The sequence below is a fragment of the Mesorhizobium sp. B2-7-1 genome, from assembly GCF_006440735.1.
In the GTDB taxonomy this organism is placed as follows: domain Bacteria; phylum Pseudomonadota; class Alphaproteobacteria; order Rhizobiales; family Rhizobiaceae; genus Mesorhizobium.
The window spans coordinates 1-16,715 of sequence record NZ_VFUA01000037.1 but is presented as its reverse complement, the minus strand read 5'-3'; the positions used below and the strand labels follow the sequence as shown (position 1 = coordinate 16,715).

Genomic DNA, 16,715 nt, shown 5'->3' with positions numbered 1-16,715 from the left:
AAATCCAACCGAGCAGCGCCGGCATTTCGAAACTTCATGCGAGACAGCCTTGCAATGACTTTGGTTGCCGATATAATTGAAACGATATTATCCCTGTTCCCGTCAAACTTTCCCGGAGTTCAAGGCGAATGCGCTCAACGAAGATTGCGGTGATCCAGGGAGACGGGATCGGCAAGGAAGTCGTGCCGCAGGGTATCAAGGTCGTGAACGAAGCCGCGCGCCTTTTCGGTCTCGACATCCGCTGGGAGGATTTCGAGTGGGGTTGCGACCACCATGCCCGTACCGGCCGGATGATGCCTGAAAACGGGCTGGACCAGATCGCAGGCCATGACGCGATCTTCCTTGGCGCCATCGGCTGGCCGACCGTGTCTGACGTGGAGTCGTTGTGGACGCTGCTGATGCCGATCCGGCGCAATTTCCAGCAATATGTGAATCTGCGTCCTGTGCGTCTCTTCGACGGCGTGTCCTCGCCGCTCGTCAATCCGGGCAACATAGATTTCTACATCGTGCGCGAGAACAACGAAGGCGAATATTCCGAGATCGGCGGACGCATGTTCCCGGGCATGGACCAGGAAATGGTCAGCCAGGAAACCGTGCTGACGCGCTTCGGGTGCGATCGGGTGATGCGCTTCGCCTTCGAGCTCGCCCGCAAGCGCAAGAAGAAGCTGACCTCCGCGACCAAGTCCAACGGCATCATCCATACGATGCCTTTCTGGGACGAGCGCTTCCGCGCCATCGCCCAGGAATTTCCGGACGTCGCGACGGAACAGTATCACATCGACATCCTCACCGCCCATTTCGTTCGCCGCCCCGCCAGCTTCGACGTCGTCGTGGCGGGCAATCTGTTCGGCGACATCCTTTCCGATCTCGGTCCCGCCGTCACCGGCACCATCGGCATCGCGCCGTCCGGTAATCTCAATCCCGAACGACGCTTCCCGTCGATGTTCGAGCCGGTGCATGGTTCGGCGCCCGACATTGCGGGCCAGAACATTGCCAATCCGATCGGCCAGATCTGGTCGGGAGCGATGATGCTGGAGCATCTGGGCGCCCCCGAGGCGGCCAATGCCATCGTCGACGCCATTGCCAGGGTGCTCGCCTCGGGCGAAAACCTGACCCGTGACATGGGCGGCACTGCTTCGACCGACGCGTTGGGACAGGCGGTCGCCGACGCCCTGTCCATTCACCCGCTGGAGGCTCGGCGCCATGGCTGAACTGCCCTTCGTCGACACCCATTTCCATTTGCATGACATGAAGCATCCAAAGCTGCGCTACGGCTGGCTGGAGCCGGACGCCGTCCATGGCTTCCTCCCGGACACCGATCCGTTGAAGTCGCAGCATTATTTCATCAAGGACTACATCGCCGAAATCCGCTTCGCCAACGTGCCGAAGGCGGTGCATGTGCAGGCCGCGGTCAACACGCCCGACCCCGTCGACGAAACCGAATGGCTGCAGGCCTTCGCCGACAAGACCGGCTACCCGCAGGCCATCGTCGCCGAATGCCATCTGGCGCGCCCGGACGCCGCGCAGGTGCTTGACCGGCACCTGAAATATCCGAACGTGCGCGGCATCCGCAATTTCGGCGAAGGCCGCTATCTGATCGACAAAGCCTGGCGGCGCGGCTTTGCCGAACTCGGGCCGCGCAGCCTGGTTTCCTGCATTGACACGCGCGTCGAGCTCGCCGGCGATATCCTCGATCTCGCGCGCGCCTTTCCCGAAACCCAGATGTGCATCGACCACTGCGCCGTTCCGATGCGACGCGATCCGGCAAGCTTCCGGCAGTGGCGCGCGGCAATGGACGTCATGGCCGCGGCGCCGAATGTGTGGATGAAGATTTCGGGACTCGGGATGGGTGACCCGATGTGGACGGTGGACTCGATCCGGCCCTACGTGCTTGGCAGCATCGAGGCGTTTGGTCCGGACCGGGTCGTCTTTGGCACCAACTGGCCGGTCGATCGCATGTTCAGTTCCTATCCCGACGTCATCAATGCCTATGCCGAGATCATTTCCGGCTTCCCGCATCAGGAACGGGCGGCGATGTTTTCGGGCAACGCCGAGAAGCTTTTCAGGATTTGACCGGTGGACGAAGAAACGAACGTCGCCGGCGCTGCCGCCACCGCCACCGCGGTCCACCATATCGGCATGAGCGTCGCCGGCATCGACGATGCGCTTGCCTTCTGGGAGGCCTTCCTCGGCGTGCCGGCCCGCTGGCGCACCATGCTCGACCGGCCCTATCTCGGCCGGCATGTCGGCTATCCCGGGATTCGGATCGCAGCGGCCTTCATCGACCTGCCGGGAGGCGGCACGCTGGAGTTGCTCGACTACCAGACCGGCAAGCAGACGCTGCCGGACGCCACCGCCAATGCGGGCAACGTGCATCTGTGCCTGAAGGTCGAGGACGCCGACACGGCCTGGCGGCACGCGGTGTCTTGCGGCGCCAGGCCGATCGTGCCGGACGGCCCGGTCGACATAGACGGCGGGCCGAACATCGGTGCGAAGGTCGCCTATCTTCGCATCCATGACGGCATCACGTTGGAGCTTTTCCAGCCGGCAAGGAGCGGTGCATGATCAAGCGCGTGAGCCTTATTCGCCGCAAGGCCGGCATGAGCCGGGAAGAATTCTTCGCCCACTGGACCGGCCCGCATGCCGCCATCGTGCGGCAGATGCCGGGCGTGCGGGGCCTGCGGTTCGGCAAGGTGCAGAGCTGGAATCCGGAAGAGGCGGCCTGGGACGGGGTCGGCGAGGTCTGGTTCGACAGCATGGAGGATGCGGTCAGGGCCTTCGCCGCGGAGCCTTATGCCAGCCAGCTTGTCGAGGACCGCAAGAAGTTCATGGGCGAGGCGCAATCCTGTTTCGTCACCGAGCATACCGCGGTCGCGCCACCGGAAGGGCGTTGAGGAGGAGACCATGGCATTCAATCTCGCCTCCGGGCTGGAAGGCAAAAAGGTCGTCGTCACCGGCGGCACGGGCGGGATCGGCCGCGAGGTGTGCCTGGGCTTCGCTGCCGCCGGATCGCAGGTCGCCGTGGTCGATCTCGATCAGGCGCGCGCCGATGCCGTCGTCGCCGAATTGGACGGCGGGCCACATATCGCCGTCGGCCATGACCTGCGCCCGGTCGGCGACCAGCATGTAGCGCTCGACAGGATCTTGGCCGCCTTCGGCCGGATCGACGTGCTGGTGCAGACGGCCGCCGTGCTGGTCCGCCGCCACAGCGTCTTCGATGTGACGGAGGCCGACTGGGATGTCCAGCACGACGTCAACCTCAAGGCCTCCTTCTTCCTGGCGCAGTCGGTGGCGAGGATCATGCGCGACCAGGGCCAGGGCGGACGGATCATCAATTTCACGTCGCAAGGCTGGATGAGCGGCGGTTTTGGCGGCTCGGTCGCCTATGCGGCGACCAAGGGCGGCATCGTGTCGATGACGCGCGGGCTCGCCCGCTCGCTCGCCAAGGACAAGATCACCGTCAACGCCGTCTCGCCGGGCGCCGCCGATACGGCGATGATGCGCAGCGGCATGGACGACGCCGCGCTCGCGGCCACCGTGGCGCAGATTCCGCTGGGCTATATGGCCGCCCCCTCGGAGCTTGCCGGCGCCGTGCTGTTCCTGGCTTCCGACCATGCGAGCTATGTGACCGGCGCCACCATCAATGTCAGCGGCGGCTGGCTGATGTATTGAGGACGAGACACGTGACACAATCTTTCTCTGGCAAGGTCGCCGTAATCACCGGCGCGGCACGCGGCATCGGCGATGCGATCGCCATGCGCTTCCTGGAAGAAGGGGCAAGAGTGTTCTCCCTCGATCTGGGCGAACCGGACGACGCACGCGAAGGCGTGACTTACCTCAAGGCCGACGTGTCGAATGTCGAAAGCGTCGCTGAAGCATTCGGACGCATCGACGATGCCGCCGGCCAGATCGACGTCCTCGTCAACAATGCCGGCGTGCAGCGGGTCGGGCTCGCCGAGAACATATCGCCGGCGGATTGGCATCTGGTCCTGAACACTCACCTTACCGGCATGCATCTGTGCTGCGCCCAGGCCATCCGCCGCATGCGCGAGCGTGGCAAGGGCGGCGCCATCGTCAGCATCGCCTCGGCGGCCGGCATCGTCGGAATTCCCGGGCGCGGCCCCTACGGCGCGGCCAAGGCCGGCATCGAGGGCCTGACACGGGTCTATGCCACGGAGACGGCCGCCGCCAACATCCGGGTCAATGCCGTCGCACCCGGCTCGACCCGTACCAAGCTGATCGAGCAAGGGCTGAAGGACGGCTCGATCCGCGGCGAATGGCAGCTCGAACGCATTCCCATGGGCCGGCTGGCCGAACCGCGGGAGATCGCCGACCCGGTCGTCTATCTGGCAAGCGACCAGGCGAGCTACATCACCGGACAGACCCTGGTCGTCGATGGAGGTTGGACGGTGCAGGGCATGGTGCACGTCGCCGATTGGCTCCGGGCTTCATGAGCGACGACCTGTTCAATCTGGCGCGGCATTGCATCGCCCGTGCGGCCGCCTCGACGCCGCACAAGACGGCATTGATCGTGGTCGGCGATGCCGACCGGCCGGAAACAGCGGAACGCTGGACCTATGCCGCCCTCGACCGGGCGGTGCGCAGCGTCGCGGCCGGCCTGCTCGCAGAGGGGCTGAGACCCGGCGACCGGATCATGCTGCGGATGCCGAACAGCAGCGACTATGCACTGATGTTCTACGGCGCAATCGCCGCCGGCATGGTGCCTATTCCCGTCTCGGCCATGCTGACCGAGGGCGAGACGACGTTCCTGCTCGAGGATTCCGAAGCTGCCGCGATCGTGCACGACAGCGAACCCGTCCTGCACGCGCCGGCTGGCTGCAAGACACTCGACAGAACCGCTGTCGACAAGCTCAAGGCGTCCGTGCCGCTCGATGCCTATGCGCGCACTCCCGGGGAGGCGCCGGCCTATATGATCTATACCTCAGGAACCGCCAGCAAGCCGAAAGGTGTGGTTCATGCCCATCGCGTCGCGCTCGGCCGCGTGCCGATGTATGCGGACTGGATGGGGCTGACGGCGGCCGACATCATGTTGCATGCCGGCGCGTTCAACTGGAGCTACACACTGGGTGTGGGCCTGCTCGATCCCTGGGCGACCGGCGCCACGGCGGTGCTCTACAGCGGCCCCAAGGATGTCGAGGTCTGGCCGAAGCTGATCGATGTCTTCGGGGCCACCCTGTTCGCGGCCGTGCCTTCGCTTTACCGGCAGATCCTCAAATACTGCCGCCTGACGCGCGAAAGCCTGCCGACGCTGCGGCGCGCGCTTGCCGCCGGCGAGGCGCTGAGCCCGGCGACCCTCTCGCAATGGCAGGCGACGACCGGCAAGCCGCTGCTGGAAGCCTTCGGCATGAGCGAGATTTCCACCTTCGTCTCCAATCGCGACGGCATGCCGGTCAGGGCCGGCAGTCCCGGAAAACCGCAGACCGGACGGCCCGTTGCGATTCTCGCCGCCGATGGCCGTCCCGCGCCGGCCGGCGAGGTCGGGCTGCTTGCCGTCCATCGCGGCGATCCCGGCCTGATGCTCGGCTACTGGCGGCGGCCGGAAGAGGAGGAACGGGTCTTCCACGGCGACTGGTTCGCCGGCGGCGACCTCGCCTCGTTCGATGCGGACGGCTATCTCTGGCATCACGGCCGCGCGGACGACATCATGAATGCCGGCGGTTTCCGCGTTTCCCCGCTCGAGGTCGAGGCGGCATTGGCCCCCTGCCCCGGTATCGCCGAGCTTGCGGTGGCCGAGCACGAAGTGCGCGCCGGGGTCAGCGTCATTGCCGCCTTCGTGGTGACAAGCGAGGATGCTGCGTTGCGCGCCGAAGATATTGCCACTTTCGCCGAGCAGCGGCTTGCCGCCTACAAGCGCCCGAGAGTGATTTTCTTCGTGCCGACCCTGCCGCGCAGCGCCAACGGCAAGCTGCTCAGGCGAAAACTGACAGGCACTGTCCAAGCTTTGCAAACGATGCCGTAAGGAGAGAGCAATGCGTTCGACACTCAAGATGCCGAAGGTCGGCGACGCGGTGGACGAGGTGGTGATCAGCGAGATCCAGGTGCAAAAGGGCGCCGCGGTCTCCGAGGGCCAGACGCTGTTTGTCGTCGAGACCGACAAGACCACGGTGGAAGTTCCCGCGCCCTTCGCCGGAACGGTAGCCGAGATCCTGATCGCGGCTGGCGACGACGTGAAGACCGGCGCGCCCACCATCGTGCTCGAAGTGTGATCATAGAGCCGCCCTTTCCCCGGGCGGCGAAGCTTTTATGTGAGGAGGAGATATGGCCAAGATCTGGGTAAGGCAGGCGGTGCTGCGGGCACTGGACGACGCGATGAAGGAGGACCCGGACGTCATCGTGATGGGTGAGGATGTCGCCGCCGCCGGCGGCCCGTTCAAGGTCACCGAAGGCCTTCTCGCCGAACACGGCCCCAGCCGCGTCATCGACACGCCGATTTCGGAAATGGGCTTTCTTGGCGCCGCTGTCGGGGCAGCCGTCTGCGGGCTGAAGCCGGTCGTCGAGATCATGTTCATCGAATTCATCGGCGTGGCGCTCGATCAGCTGTCCACCCAGGCCGCCACCATGCGCTATCTGTCGCGCGGACGGTTGACGACACCGCTTGTCGTGCGTGCATCCGCCGGAGCCGGCCAGGGCTTCGGCTGCCAGCACTCGCAGATGCTGGATCACTGGTTCCGCGGCACGCCGGGCCTGAAAGTCTGCGTCACCAGCAACGCCCGCACCACCTACGGCCTGCTCCGTTCGGCAATCGACGATCCGGACCCCGTCGTGGTGCTCGAACCGCGCATCCTCTATTCCGAGCGCGAGGAGTTCGAGCACGATCCAGCCTACCGTATCCCTCTCGGCCAGGCGGAGATCGTCAGGCCCGGCACGGACGCCACCGTGGTGACGTGTGGCGCGCTGGTCCGCACCGCGCTGGAAGCGGCCGCCAGCAGCCGCGCCAATGTCGAAGTCATCGACCTGCTGACGCTGTGGCCATGGGACAGGAAGACGGTCGCCGAATCCGTCGCCCGCACCGGCCGGCTGGTGACGGTGGAAGAATCGACCGCCACCGCGGGCTGGGGAGCCGACATCGTCTCCACGATCGCGGTCGAGCATTTCGGCAAGCTGAAAGCGGCGCCGCACCGTATCACCCTGCCGGACGCGCCGGTGCCTTACAGCGGCGTGCTCGAAGCCCGTTATCTGCCGAGCGCAACCTACATCGCCGAACAGGTCGACGCGCTTGTCTCGACCAACCAACCGCCCCTGCCCTGGTGGAGGAACGCAGCATGACCAGCCTTTCCAATTCCAATTCGCCGCTCGCCCGCCGCGAGGCGCTGGAGAGCCGGCTCGAGCAGCTCACCCGCATGATCGAGATCCGTTCGGTCGAGGAGCGCATCCAGAAACTGTTCGGGGAAGGCCACATCCGCGGCTCGACGCATCTGGCCAACGGCCAGGAGGCGGTGTCGGTCGGCATCGCCCGTTCGATCGATCCGGATGACATCGTCACCTGCACCTATCGCGGCCACGGCCACGCGCTGGCGCTCGGCGTCACCACCGTCGGCGTGCTGGGCGAAATCTGCGGCCGCACCGTGGGCTGCGCCGGCGGGCTCGGCGGCTCGATGCATCTGGTCGAGCCCGCCGTCGGCCTGCTGCCGACAGCCGCCATCATCGGCGCCGGCCTGCCCATCGCCTGCGGCGCCGGCCTTGCCGCGCGCACGCGCGGCAAGGACCGCATCGCGGTGTCGATCTTCGGCGACGGTTCGAGCAACATCGGCGCCTTCCATGAGGCGCTGAATTTCGCCGCCATCCTCAAGCTGCCGGTGGTTTTCGTCTGCGAGAACAATCTCTACGGCGAATATTCCCGGATCGATCTGACGACGGCGGTCGAGGACATCGCGTTGCGGGCCACGAGCTACAACATGCCGGGCGTGATGGTCGACGGTCAGGATGTCGACGCCGTGGCGGCCGCCATGGAAACCGCCGTCGCCCGTGCCCGCCGCGGCGAAGGTCCGTCGCTGCTCGAAATGAAGACCTATCGCTATTCCGGCCATTCCCGCTCCGATCCGGCAACCTATCGCCGGCCGGGCGAGCTCGACCAATGGCTCAAGCGCGATCCGATCGACATCCTCGCAAGGAAGCTGGTCGAGGAAAAGCTGCTGGCTGCCGATGGCCTCGAGCCCCTCAAGGCGGAGGTGCGGGATGCGGTCGAACGGGCGGCACAGGAGGTGCTGGCGTCCCCGCATCCCGATCTCGGCGAGATCATGTCGCATGTCAGCGCCGCCTCGGCCGATGGCGACCGGAGGTTTGCCTTCTGGCAATGATGACGGAGGGCATCCTTTCCGGCATGAGCATCGTCGAGGGGTCGGCCTTCGTGGCTGCGCCCCTCGGTGGCATGACGCTGGCGCAACTGGGCGCCGACGTCATTCGCTTCGATCCCATCGGCGGTGGTCCCGACCGCAACCGCTGGCCGCTGACGGAAGACGGAAGGAGCCTGTTCTGGGCCGGGCTCAACAAGGGCAAGCGCTCGATCCAGGTCGACGTGAAATCGTCCGAAGGACAGGAGATCGTCGCCCGGCTCATTGCAAGGCCAGGCGCCGACCGTGGCTTCTTCCTCACCAACCTGCCGCAATACGGACTGCTTTCCTACGAAGCGCTGAAAAGCCGCCGCGCCGATTTGGTCATGGTGCAGCTTACCGGCAACGCGGACGGCACCAGCGAGGTCGATTACACGGTCAACGTCGCCACCGGCTTCCCCGAGATCACCGGCCCGCGCAGCGCCCCCGAACCGGTCAACAGCGTGCTGCCAGCCTGGGATATCGCAATGGGCGAGATGGCGGCCATCGGCCTGCTTGCCGCCGACCGGCACCGTAGCCGCACCGGCAAGGGCTCGCTGGTGAAGCTCGCGCTTTCCGACGTCGCCTTTGCCACGGTCGCCCATCTCGGCCGGCTGGCGCAGGCGGAGACGGGCGGCACCGCCGAGAAGGAAGGCAACTATCTCTATGGCGCTTTCGGCAAGGATTTTACGACCGCCGACGGCCGCCGGGTGATGGTCGTGGCGCTGACGCAGCGCCAATGGCGCGCGCTGCAGAAGGCGACGGGATTGGATCCGCAAACGATCTCGGACGCGACTGGCGCGGATCTCGACGGCGCGGGCGGCCGCTTCGCCGCCCGCGAGGCGATCGCCAAGGCGCTGGCACCCTGGATCGGCGCCCGCGGCCTCGACGAGGTGTGCCGCCTCTTCGCCGCCGCAGGCGTCTCATGGGGACCATACCAGACCTTCCGGCAGCTTCTCGACGAGGACCCACGCGCCTCCATTGCCAATCCAATGTTCCAGCGCATCGACCATCCGGGCATCGGCACGTTGATGACGCCGGCCTCGCCGCTGGATTTTTCGTCGGCGCCCCGGCTCGCTGCACGACCCACGCCGCGGCTTGGCGAGCATACCGACGAAATCCTCGGCGAAATCGGCTATGGCGGAAGCGAGATCGGCGCGTTGCATCACCGCGGGATCGTGGCGGGAGCTTAGACCAGCCTACCCTAACGCCCGCAGATACCGTATCGGCCTTCCCCTCGTGAGGCTACCCGCCGCCGCCGCGATCGAATTCGCATCGATGCCGAAATGTCGGTAGAGGTCGTCGATTGTGCCCGACTGGCCGAAATGCTCGACGCCGAGACTGCGGGTGCGATGGCCGCAGACCGAGCCCAGCCAGCCCAATCCGGCCGGGTGTCCATCCGCAACCGTGACGATGGCGCAATGTGGCGGCAAGACCTCGAACAGCCGCTCGACATGGCTCCTGGCATGCACCAGCCCGCGCTCGCGCGCCCTGCTCGCCGCCGTCCAGCCGGCGTTCAACCGATCGGCCGAGGTGACCGCGAGCAGGCCGATGTCGCGCCGATCCTCGGCCGTCATCCCCACCGCCTCGATCGCCTCGGGCGCGACCGCGCCGGTATAGGCGACGACCACCTCGCAATTCGGCCCCGGCGGCCGCAGCCAATAGGCCCCATCGATGACCTGCTGCTCGAGCTCCGGCGTCATGGTGCGGGCGATCTGTTCGACCGGGCGGGTCGATAGCCGCAGATACACCGAGCCGCCGGTTTCCTCGCGCAGCCAGGTGCGCTCCGATTGCACCGACTCGCCGTCGCGCTGCATGTAGTCGAAGGCGAAGCGCATGATCACCGCCAGCTCGTCGACGAAGGCCGGCTCATAGGCCGCCAGCCCGTCCTGCGCCATGCCGATCAACTGGGTCGCGATCGATTGATGCGCGCCTCCCTCCGGCGCCAGCGTGATGCCGGAAGGCGTCGCGGCCAGCAGGAAGCGGGCATCCTGGTAGCAGGCATAGTTCAGCGCATCGAGCCCGCGCTGGATGAACGGATCGTAGAGCGTGCCGATCGGCAGGAGACGGCGGCCGAACAGCGAATGCGACAGGCCGAGCGCCGAGAGCAGGATGAAGAGGTTGTTCTCGGCGATGCCAAGCTCGACGTGCTGGCCGCTCGCGCCGAATTCCCATTTCTGCGCCGAAGCGATGCGCTCGCTGCGGAAGGTGTCGGCAAGGGATTCCTTTGCGAACAGACCGCGGCGATTGACCCAACCGCCGAGATTGGTCGAAACGGTGACGTCGGGCGATGTCGTGACGATCGCGTCGGCCAGCGGACCGCCCAGGCGCGCCACTTCGTCGAGGATGCGGCCGAAGCCGGCCTGCGTCGACATCGTGCCCTTGGTCTCGACCGCCAGCCGCTCGGGTACGGGCACGCGCTGCGCGTGGTGGCGCCGCGGACCGCTTGCGTTGAAGGGCACCGCGGCAAGGAAGCGCTTCAGATCCGGCGTCTTGATGCCCATGCCCTCGAACGGCTCCCACTCGCGGCCCTCGGCGATCCCCATCAGGGCGCGCAGCGCCGCCATCTGGTCGCGGGTCATCAGGCCGGAATGGTTGTCCTTGTGACCGGCGAGCGGCAGGCCGAACCCCTTGATCGTATAGGCGATGAAACAGGTCGGCCGATCGTGCCGGCGCGCCGCTTCGAACGCGTCCAGCAGGGAGGGCAGGTCATGGCCGCCGAGATTGGTCATCAGCGCCGCCAGCTCGTCGTCCGAGCGCCGCGCCAAAAGCGGCCCGACCGCGTCGCCGAGATCGGCCTCCAGCCGCTTGCGCCAAGCCGCTCCACCCTGGAAGGTCAGCGCCGAATAGAGCTGGTTGGGGCAGGCGTCGATCCAGGCCCGCAACGCCTCGCCGCCGTGCTCGGCGAAGGCCGCCTGCTGCAGCGACCCGTGTTTCAGGATCACCACATCCCAGCCGAAATTTCGGAAAATGCTTTCGAACCGCTCCCAGAGGCCCTCGCGGACAACCGCGTCCAGGCTCTGGCGGTTGTAATCGACGACCCACCAGCAATTCCGCAGGCCATGTTTCCAGCCTTCGAGAAGCGCCTCAAAAATGTTGCCCTCGTCCATCTCGGCATCGCCGACAAGCGCGATCATCCTCCCTTCGACGAGGTTCTCGTCACGCGCCTTGAGGTAGTCCTGCACCAGGGAGGCGAACAACGTCTGGGCCACTCCCAATCCCACCGAGCCGGTGGAGAAATCGACATCGTCACCGTCCTTGGTGCGCGACGGATAGCTCTGGGCGCCGCCGAGCGCCCGGAAGTTCCGGAGGCTCTCCAGGCTCTGGTTGCCGAGCAGGTGCTGGATGGCATGGAAGACGGGCGAGGCATGCGGCTTGACGGCCACGCGATCCTGTGGCCGCAGCGCCGAGAAATAGAGCGCCGTCATGATGGTTGCGACTGAGGCCGACGAGGCCTGGTGCCCGCCGACCTTCAACCCGTCGGCATTGTCGCGCAGATGATTGGCATTGTGGATCATCCAGGCGGCAAGCCAGAGGATCTTTCTTTCCAGCGCTGCCAGTATCGTCAGTTCGGCTTGGTTCATGGAAGCCCTCCGGTCGCCCAATCTATTTCAGCTCACTTGACGGACGCAGCTAAACTTGCATACGGAAACGATATTATTTGGGTGATATCGATAGGCATCGATCGAAAATTGGTGGATTATGCCAAAAATGGAACTGGACCCTATCGACCGGCGCATCATCGCCGCGCTGCAGTCCGATGGGCGCATGACGGCCCAGGAGCTTGCCGACCGCGTCGGCCTGTCTTCCTCCCCCTGCGCGCGGCGCGTCCGGCTGCTGGAGGAGCGCGGCGTCATCACGGGGTACACCGCGGTCATCGACCAGGATCTGGTTGACCTGCCGATTTCGGTCTTCGCTTCGATCAAGCTGGAACGCCAGCGAGAGGAGGAACTGGAGCGCTTCAACACCGCTATTTCCCGCTGGCCGGAGGTCGTCGACTGCTATCTGATGACCGGGCAGCGCGATTACCTGCTGCGCATCGTGGTGCGCGACCTGCATGCCTATGATCGCTTCCTGAAGGAGAAGCTGACCCGTCTCGACGGGGTGGCGTCGATCGAATCGAGCTTCGCGCTGTCGCAGATCAAGAGGTCGAACCAGTTGCCGATATGAGCCGGGACCCGGCGCCGGAATGACCGGAATGGCGCTGGAAGCCGCCCGCCCGGCGGCGCCTCATACCGGCATCAGCGCATCATCTGCCTGAAGCGCTCATCGCGCACGTCGAGCACCACCTCTTCAAGCAGCCGCGCGTCCGGGCCGCAAAGCCAGGCCATCACCGTGGCCGGCACGCGCACCGGCACGAGGTCGGCCTGGGCGATCCGGCTCACCGGATTGAGGCCGGACTGGCGGATGGCGGCCTGCATGGCCGTGTCGGTCGGCGGCACACCGAGAAAGAAACTCTTGATCCCGCCTCCGGATAGTTCCAGGTCGAACATCCGCGTCAGCATCAGGGCGGCCGCCTTGGACGTGCAATAGGCTGTCCAGCCCTCCATCGGCGTCGTCGCGGCCCCGGTCCCCGCATTGATGATCACCCCTTTGCTTTCCCTGAGCAGAGGCGCGGCCGCCACCGTCATGCGGTGGACGCCGGCGACATTCACGGCGAAGGACGGGAGGAGATCGTCGCTCGAAAGCGTCGCGAGCCGGCCGATCGGATCGATGACGCCGGCATTGTTGATAAGCACGTCGAGCCGGCCGGCCTTGTCCGCGATCGTGCGGATGGCGGCGTCGGTCTCCCGCTGCGAGGTGACGTCGAGGTCCACCAGCTCCGTCTCCGGCGGCAGGGTTTCGCTGCCGCGCCGGCCAAGCTGATGGATGCCGGCAAATACCTTTGCCCCATGCTCCACGAGAACACGCAGCAGCTCCGCGCCGATGCCTCTGCCGGCCCCCGTTACAAGGACGATCTTGCCCGACAGATCGGGAACCGGAACCGGCGAGAGATTGAACACGGTGCTTGACTCCTCCCCGTTCAGCGTAGTTAATTGGCCTGACCAATTCGGAGTAGCGCAGGGAGAGAATCCTGTCAAAGGATTTGCGCTGGAGGAGGAGCATGGCGATGGGTAGCGCCCCGGCCGCCGAGCCAGCGGCAATCGGATATTGCGGCTCCCACGGGCCCGGACCGTCGCCGTCCGGCTCGAAGCTCCCGATCATGTCGCCGACAGGGTTTGCGTGATGGTGAACGAAGCCAGGTACGGCGTGAAGCGCCCATCGATCGCGGATATTTGCGCCGGCGGATTTTCGACGCCCTGGGATGCGCCGATGATCCCGCCCTTCCCATTCCGCTTCCGCAACGCCGAGATCCTGACGCTCTACTGGCGCACCGATCCCGATGCGATGGCTTTCCTGCTGCCGCCGCCGCTGCAGCCTATTGGCGATATCGCCTGCGTCCACATCTACCGGATGAACGATACCGACTGGATCGGGCCCTATTGCGAGGCGAACGTCATGTTCGGCGCCAGGCTGCCCGGCAAGGCGGAGGGCGGCTACTCTCCCTACCTGGTGCTTTCGACGGATATAGGGGTCGCGCATGGGCGTGAATTGCACGGCCAGCCGAAGAAATTCGGTCAACCCTCCGTGGACTTCCGCGGCGACCTGATCGTGGGCCGCGTCGAGCGCAACGGCATCGACGTCATCACGGGGACGCTGCCATACAAGCAGAAGCCCGCCGCGCCGGGCGACCTCAAGCCCTATTTCGATTTCGCGACCAACCTTAACCTCAAGGCGATCGACCACATCGACGGCCGTCCCGCCATCCGGCAACTGACGTCGCGGCGCCTTGCCGAGGTGACGATCCACGAGGTCTGGCGCGGACCAGGCACGGTCGAGCTGCGGGCCAACGCCCAGTTGCCGGTCTTCCGCCTGCCGGTTCTCGAGCCCTTGGAAGGCTTCTATTGGCGCGCCGACTTCACGCTCGTCGCCGGCGACATCATCCACGACTATCTGGATGGCAGCGCATGACACGCAAGGTGGTGATCACCGATTACACGTTCCCCGAGGTGTCGCGGGAAGAACAGGCCGCGCGCGCGGCGGGGGCCGCCTTCGAGGCGCTTCAGTGCAGCACAGCGCAGGACGTTGTCGCGGCGGTTGCCGGCGCCGACGTCGTGGCCGTGCAGTTCGCCCCTTTCACGGCGGCGGCGGCACGCGCCGTGGCGCCGGGCGCCACGATCATCCGCTATGGCGTCGGCTACGACAATATCGATCTGGCCGCGGCGCGCACCGCCGGACTCAAGGTCGGTTACGTTCCCGATTATTGCGCGGATGAGGTTGCCGACCATACCGCCGCAGCCGCGCTGGCGCTGCTGCGCAAGCTCGTGCCGCTGGACCGCTCCGTGCGGGCCGGTGAGTGGGCGGCGGTGCGCCATGCCCGCCCGATGAAGCCGTTCGACGAGACGGTCTTCGGCTTTTTCGGCATGGGGCAGATCGGCCGGGCGGTGCACGCCAGGCTCAGGGGTCTTGGCTTCCGCTTCATCGTAGCGGATCCCGCCATGTCGTCCTCGGACGCCGCCGCGCTCGATGTGGAGCGGGTGGACTCCGACACACTTCTGAGGCGCGCCGACATCGTTTCGCTGCATGCGCCCTCGACGCCTGAAACCGTGGGATTCCTGAATGCGGAGCGGCTGGCGCGCATGCAACCGCATGCGATGATCGTCAACAGCGCCCGGGGGCAATTGATCGTCGAAGCCGACCTGGCGGCGGCGCTCAAGGAAGGCAGGCTCGCCGGCGCGGCGCTGGATGTCTTCGCGGTCGAGCCGCTGCCCCTCGATTCACCCCTGCGCGATGCACCGAACCTTCTGCTGACGCCGCATGCCGCGTGGTACTCGGACGGGGCGATCGGCCGTCTGCAGAAGCTTGTGGCGCAGGACATATCTCGGGCCTTGAACGGTGAGCCGCCCCGCAAGCCCGTCCGGACCGACTAGGGGCGAGAGCGGCAACGGCATTCGCTTCGAAAACCGACCGCGGATGACGACGAACGGGTTCGGGGCCGAGAGGAGCAATGAGGACGGGATCGCGCATGCGATCCCGGAATCGAAGCCTGGCGCGAACAGCGCCGAAACCGCAAACTGGGAGGATTTGACAATGAAATGGAAGATGCTTGCGACGCTGGCGGCAGCGACAATGCTTGCGACCGCCGGGATGGCTCATGCCGGGCCAAAGGTACTGGAACCCGGCAAGGAGGCGAACCTCGTGCTTCTGCCCAAATTCCTTGGAATCCTGGTTTTCGACCAGGCCCATGACGGAGCGGAGGAAGCGCACAAGGAACTGAAGAATTCCGGCAAGCTGCTCTTCGAGGGCCCGACGCCGGAAAACTCCGTCGCCGGCCAGATCGAAATGGTGACGACGGCCGCCACGCAGAAGCAAGGCGCCGTCATGATCTCCAACAATGCCGGCGACCAGATCGTGCCGTCCGCCAAGGCGGCGCAGGCCGCGGGCACCAAGGTCGTGGCGTGGGACAGCCCTATTCCGTCGGGAACGGCCGAAGACGTGTTCGTGGCGCAAGTCGACTTCGGCTCGATCGGCAAGGTTATGGCCGACATGGCCCATTCGATTCTCGGCGGCAAGGGCAAGATGGCCATCCTGTCCGCTTCTCCGGACGCAGCGAACCAGAACGCCTGGATCGCCAGCCTCAAGGAGGTCATGTCCAAGGACGAGAAGTACAAGGACATCCAGATCGTCGACACCGTCTACGGCGACGACCAGTCCGAGGTCAGCTACAATCGGGCGCTGGCGCTGGTCGACAAATATCCGGATCTCGGCCTAATCATGTCGCCCACCACCGTCGGCATCCAGGCGACCGCCAAAGCGATGCAGGACGAGAACCTGTGCGACAAAGTGAAGGTCTCGGGTCTCGGCCTGCCTTCCGAGATGGTTTCCTACACCATAAAGGGCTGCGCGCCGCAGTTCGCACTCTGGGATTTCCGCGACCTCGGTTACCTCACCTACTACACCGCCTACGGCCTCGCCACCGGCCAGCTCAAGGGCGAGATCGGCGAGAGCTTCAAGGCCGGCCGCATGGGCGACTACACGATCGAGGCGGATCCGGGCCGCAACGGCGCCAAGCGCATTCTGATGGGACCGTTCACCATCTACACCAAGGACAACGTGGAAGCGGCCGCGAAGTAGCGCATCTTCATGGCGAGTGGCGTTTCGGCGCCGCCCGCCGTCAACGGCAAGGAGTTGACCATGACGGCCCCGGTGCTCGCGCTGCGCTCGGTCTCGAAGCGTTTCGGCATGACGCTGGCGCTGGATGACATGACCATGGAACTCCATGCCGGCGAGATCCACGCCATCGTCGGCGAGAACGGCGCCGGCAAGTCGACGTTGATGAAGGTG

At 65.7% G+C, this 16,715-nt stretch carries 18 protein-coding genes; 16 read left to right on the top strand and 2 right to left on the bottom strand.

Translation table 11 applies throughout. From position 1 onward, the window contains the following. Positions 1-128: 128 nt before the first annotated feature. Genes FJ471_RS15935 through FJ471_RS15885 form a run of 11 tightly spaced genes read left to right on the top strand, consistent with a single transcriptional unit; the run spans position 129 to position 9,523 of the window. A complete protein-coding gene (locus FJ471_RS15935; protein WP_140804584.1) occupies positions 129-1,211 on the top strand; it encodes a tartrate dehydrogenase in 1,083 nt (360 codons plus the stop codon). After that, the gene (locus FJ471_RS15930; protein ID WP_140804582.1) at positions 1,204-2,073 is read left to right on the top strand and encodes an amidohydrolase family protein; all 870 of its coding nucleotides are present in this window, start codon (positions 1,204-1,206) and stop codon (positions 2,071-2,073) included. The genes FJ471_RS15935 and FJ471_RS15930 overlap by 8 nt, the downstream gene beginning before the upstream one ends. Before the next feature lie 3 nt (positions 2,074-2,076). Continuing rightward, entirely contained in the window at positions 2,077-2,565 is a 489-nt protein-coding gene (locus tag FJ471_RS15925; RefSeq protein WP_140804580.1) for a VOC family protein, read from the top strand. Then, positions 2,562-2,894 carry an EthD domain-containing protein gene (locus FJ471_RS15920; RefSeq protein WP_140804578.1) on the top strand — a complete coding sequence of 111 codons (333 nt, stop codon included), beginning with the start codon at positions 2,562-2,564 and terminating at the stop codon, positions 2,892-2,894. Before FJ471_RS15925 ends, FJ471_RS15920 begins: the two co-directional genes overlap by 4 nt. Before the next feature lie 10 nt (positions 2,895-2,904). Then, on the top strand, positions 2,905-3,672 hold the full coding sequence (locus tag FJ471_RS15915) for an SDR family NAD(P)-dependent oxidoreductase (RefSeq protein ID WP_181179434.1): 768 nt from the start codon (positions 2,905-2,907) through the stop codon (positions 3,670-3,672). A gap of 11 nt (positions 3,673-3,683) precedes the next feature. Continuing rightward, on the top strand, positions 3,684-4,454 hold the full coding sequence (locus FJ471_RS15910) for an SDR family NAD(P)-dependent oxidoreductase (RefSeq protein WP_181179431.1): 771 nt from the start codon (positions 3,684-3,686) through the stop codon (positions 4,452-4,454). Then, positions 4,451-5,980, top strand: coding sequence for an acyl-CoA synthetase (locus FJ471_RS15905; protein ID WP_140804572.1), 1,530 nt, complete (start codon positions 4,451-4,453; stop codon positions 5,978-5,980). Before FJ471_RS15910 ends, FJ471_RS15905 begins: the two co-directional genes overlap by 4 nt. A gap of 10 nt (positions 5,981-5,990) precedes the next feature. Further along, a complete protein-coding gene (locus FJ471_RS15900) occupies positions 5,991-6,227 on the top strand; it encodes a biotin/lipoyl-containing protein (protein WP_073988804.1) in 237 nt (78 codons plus the stop codon). Between the two features lie 52 nt (positions 6,228-6,279). Then, entirely contained in the window at positions 6,280-7,287 is a 1,008-nt protein-coding gene (locus FJ471_RS15895) for a transketolase C-terminal domain-containing protein (protein WP_140804570.1), read from the top strand. After that, positions 7,284-8,318: a thiamine pyrophosphate-dependent dehydrogenase E1 component subunit alpha gene (locus tag FJ471_RS15890; RefSeq protein ID WP_140804568.1), complete on the top strand. Its 1,035-nt coding sequence runs from the start codon at positions 7,284-7,286 to the stop codon at positions 8,316-8,318. Before FJ471_RS15895 ends, FJ471_RS15890 begins: the two co-directional genes overlap by 4 nt. After that, complete coding sequence (locus tag FJ471_RS15885; RefSeq protein WP_210242029.1) at positions 8,315-9,523, top strand: CoA transferase; 1,209 nt, start codon at positions 8,315-8,317, stop codon at positions 9,521-9,523. The genes FJ471_RS15890 and FJ471_RS15885 overlap by 4 nt, the downstream gene beginning before the upstream one ends. A 6-nt stretch (positions 9,524-9,529) precedes the next feature. Here FJ471_RS15885 and FJ471_RS15880 read toward each other — a convergent pair whose 3' ends face one another. Beyond that, a complete protein-coding gene (locus FJ471_RS15880; protein WP_140804566.1) occupies positions 9,530-11,914 on the bottom strand; it encodes a transketolase in 2,385 nt (794 codons plus the stop codon). Positions 11,915-12,032: 118 nt separating this feature from the next. On the opposite strand from FJ471_RS15880, the gene FJ471_RS15875 reads away from it, so the two are divergent. Then, positions 12,033-12,500 carry an Lrp/AsnC family transcriptional regulator gene (locus FJ471_RS15875; RefSeq protein WP_140804564.1) on the top strand — a complete coding sequence of 156 codons (468 nt, stop codon included), beginning with the start codon at positions 12,033-12,035 and terminating at the stop codon, positions 12,498-12,500. Positions 12,501-12,571: 71 nt separating this feature from the next. Here the strand turns inward: FJ471_RS15875 and FJ471_RS15870 are convergent, their stop codons facing one another. After that, positions 12,572-13,333, bottom strand: coding sequence for an SDR family oxidoreductase (locus FJ471_RS15870; RefSeq protein WP_181179427.1), 762 nt, complete (start codon positions 13,331-13,333; stop codon positions 12,572-12,574). A 223-nt stretch (positions 13,334-13,556) separates the two neighbouring features. Between FJ471_RS15870 and FJ471_RS15865 the strand changes: the two genes are divergently transcribed. The 4 genes from FJ471_RS15865 to FJ471_RS15850 form a co-directional block, all read left to right on the top strand. After that, on the top strand, positions 13,557-14,342 hold the full coding sequence (locus FJ471_RS15865; RefSeq protein ID WP_140804560.1) for an acetoacetate decarboxylase family protein: 786 nt from the start codon (positions 13,557-13,559) through the stop codon (positions 14,340-14,342). Further along, on the top strand, positions 14,339-15,301 hold the full coding sequence (locus FJ471_RS15860) for a C-terminal binding protein (RefSeq protein ID WP_140804558.1): 963 nt from the start codon (positions 14,339-14,341) through the stop codon (positions 15,299-15,301). Before FJ471_RS15865 ends, FJ471_RS15860 begins: the two co-directional genes overlap by 4 nt. Positions 15,302-15,461: 160 nt before the next feature. Next, positions 15,462-16,505, top strand: coding sequence for a rhamnose ABC transporter substrate-binding protein (locus tag FJ471_RS15855; RefSeq protein ID WP_140804556.1), 1,044 nt, complete (start codon positions 15,462-15,464; stop codon positions 16,503-16,505). Positions 16,506-16,565: 60 nt separating this feature from the next. Then, positions 16,566-16,715, top strand: a 150-nt coding sequence (locus FJ471_RS15850; RefSeq protein WP_140804643.1) for an ATP-binding cassette domain-containing protein, incomplete at its 3' end; no start/stop codon positions are given.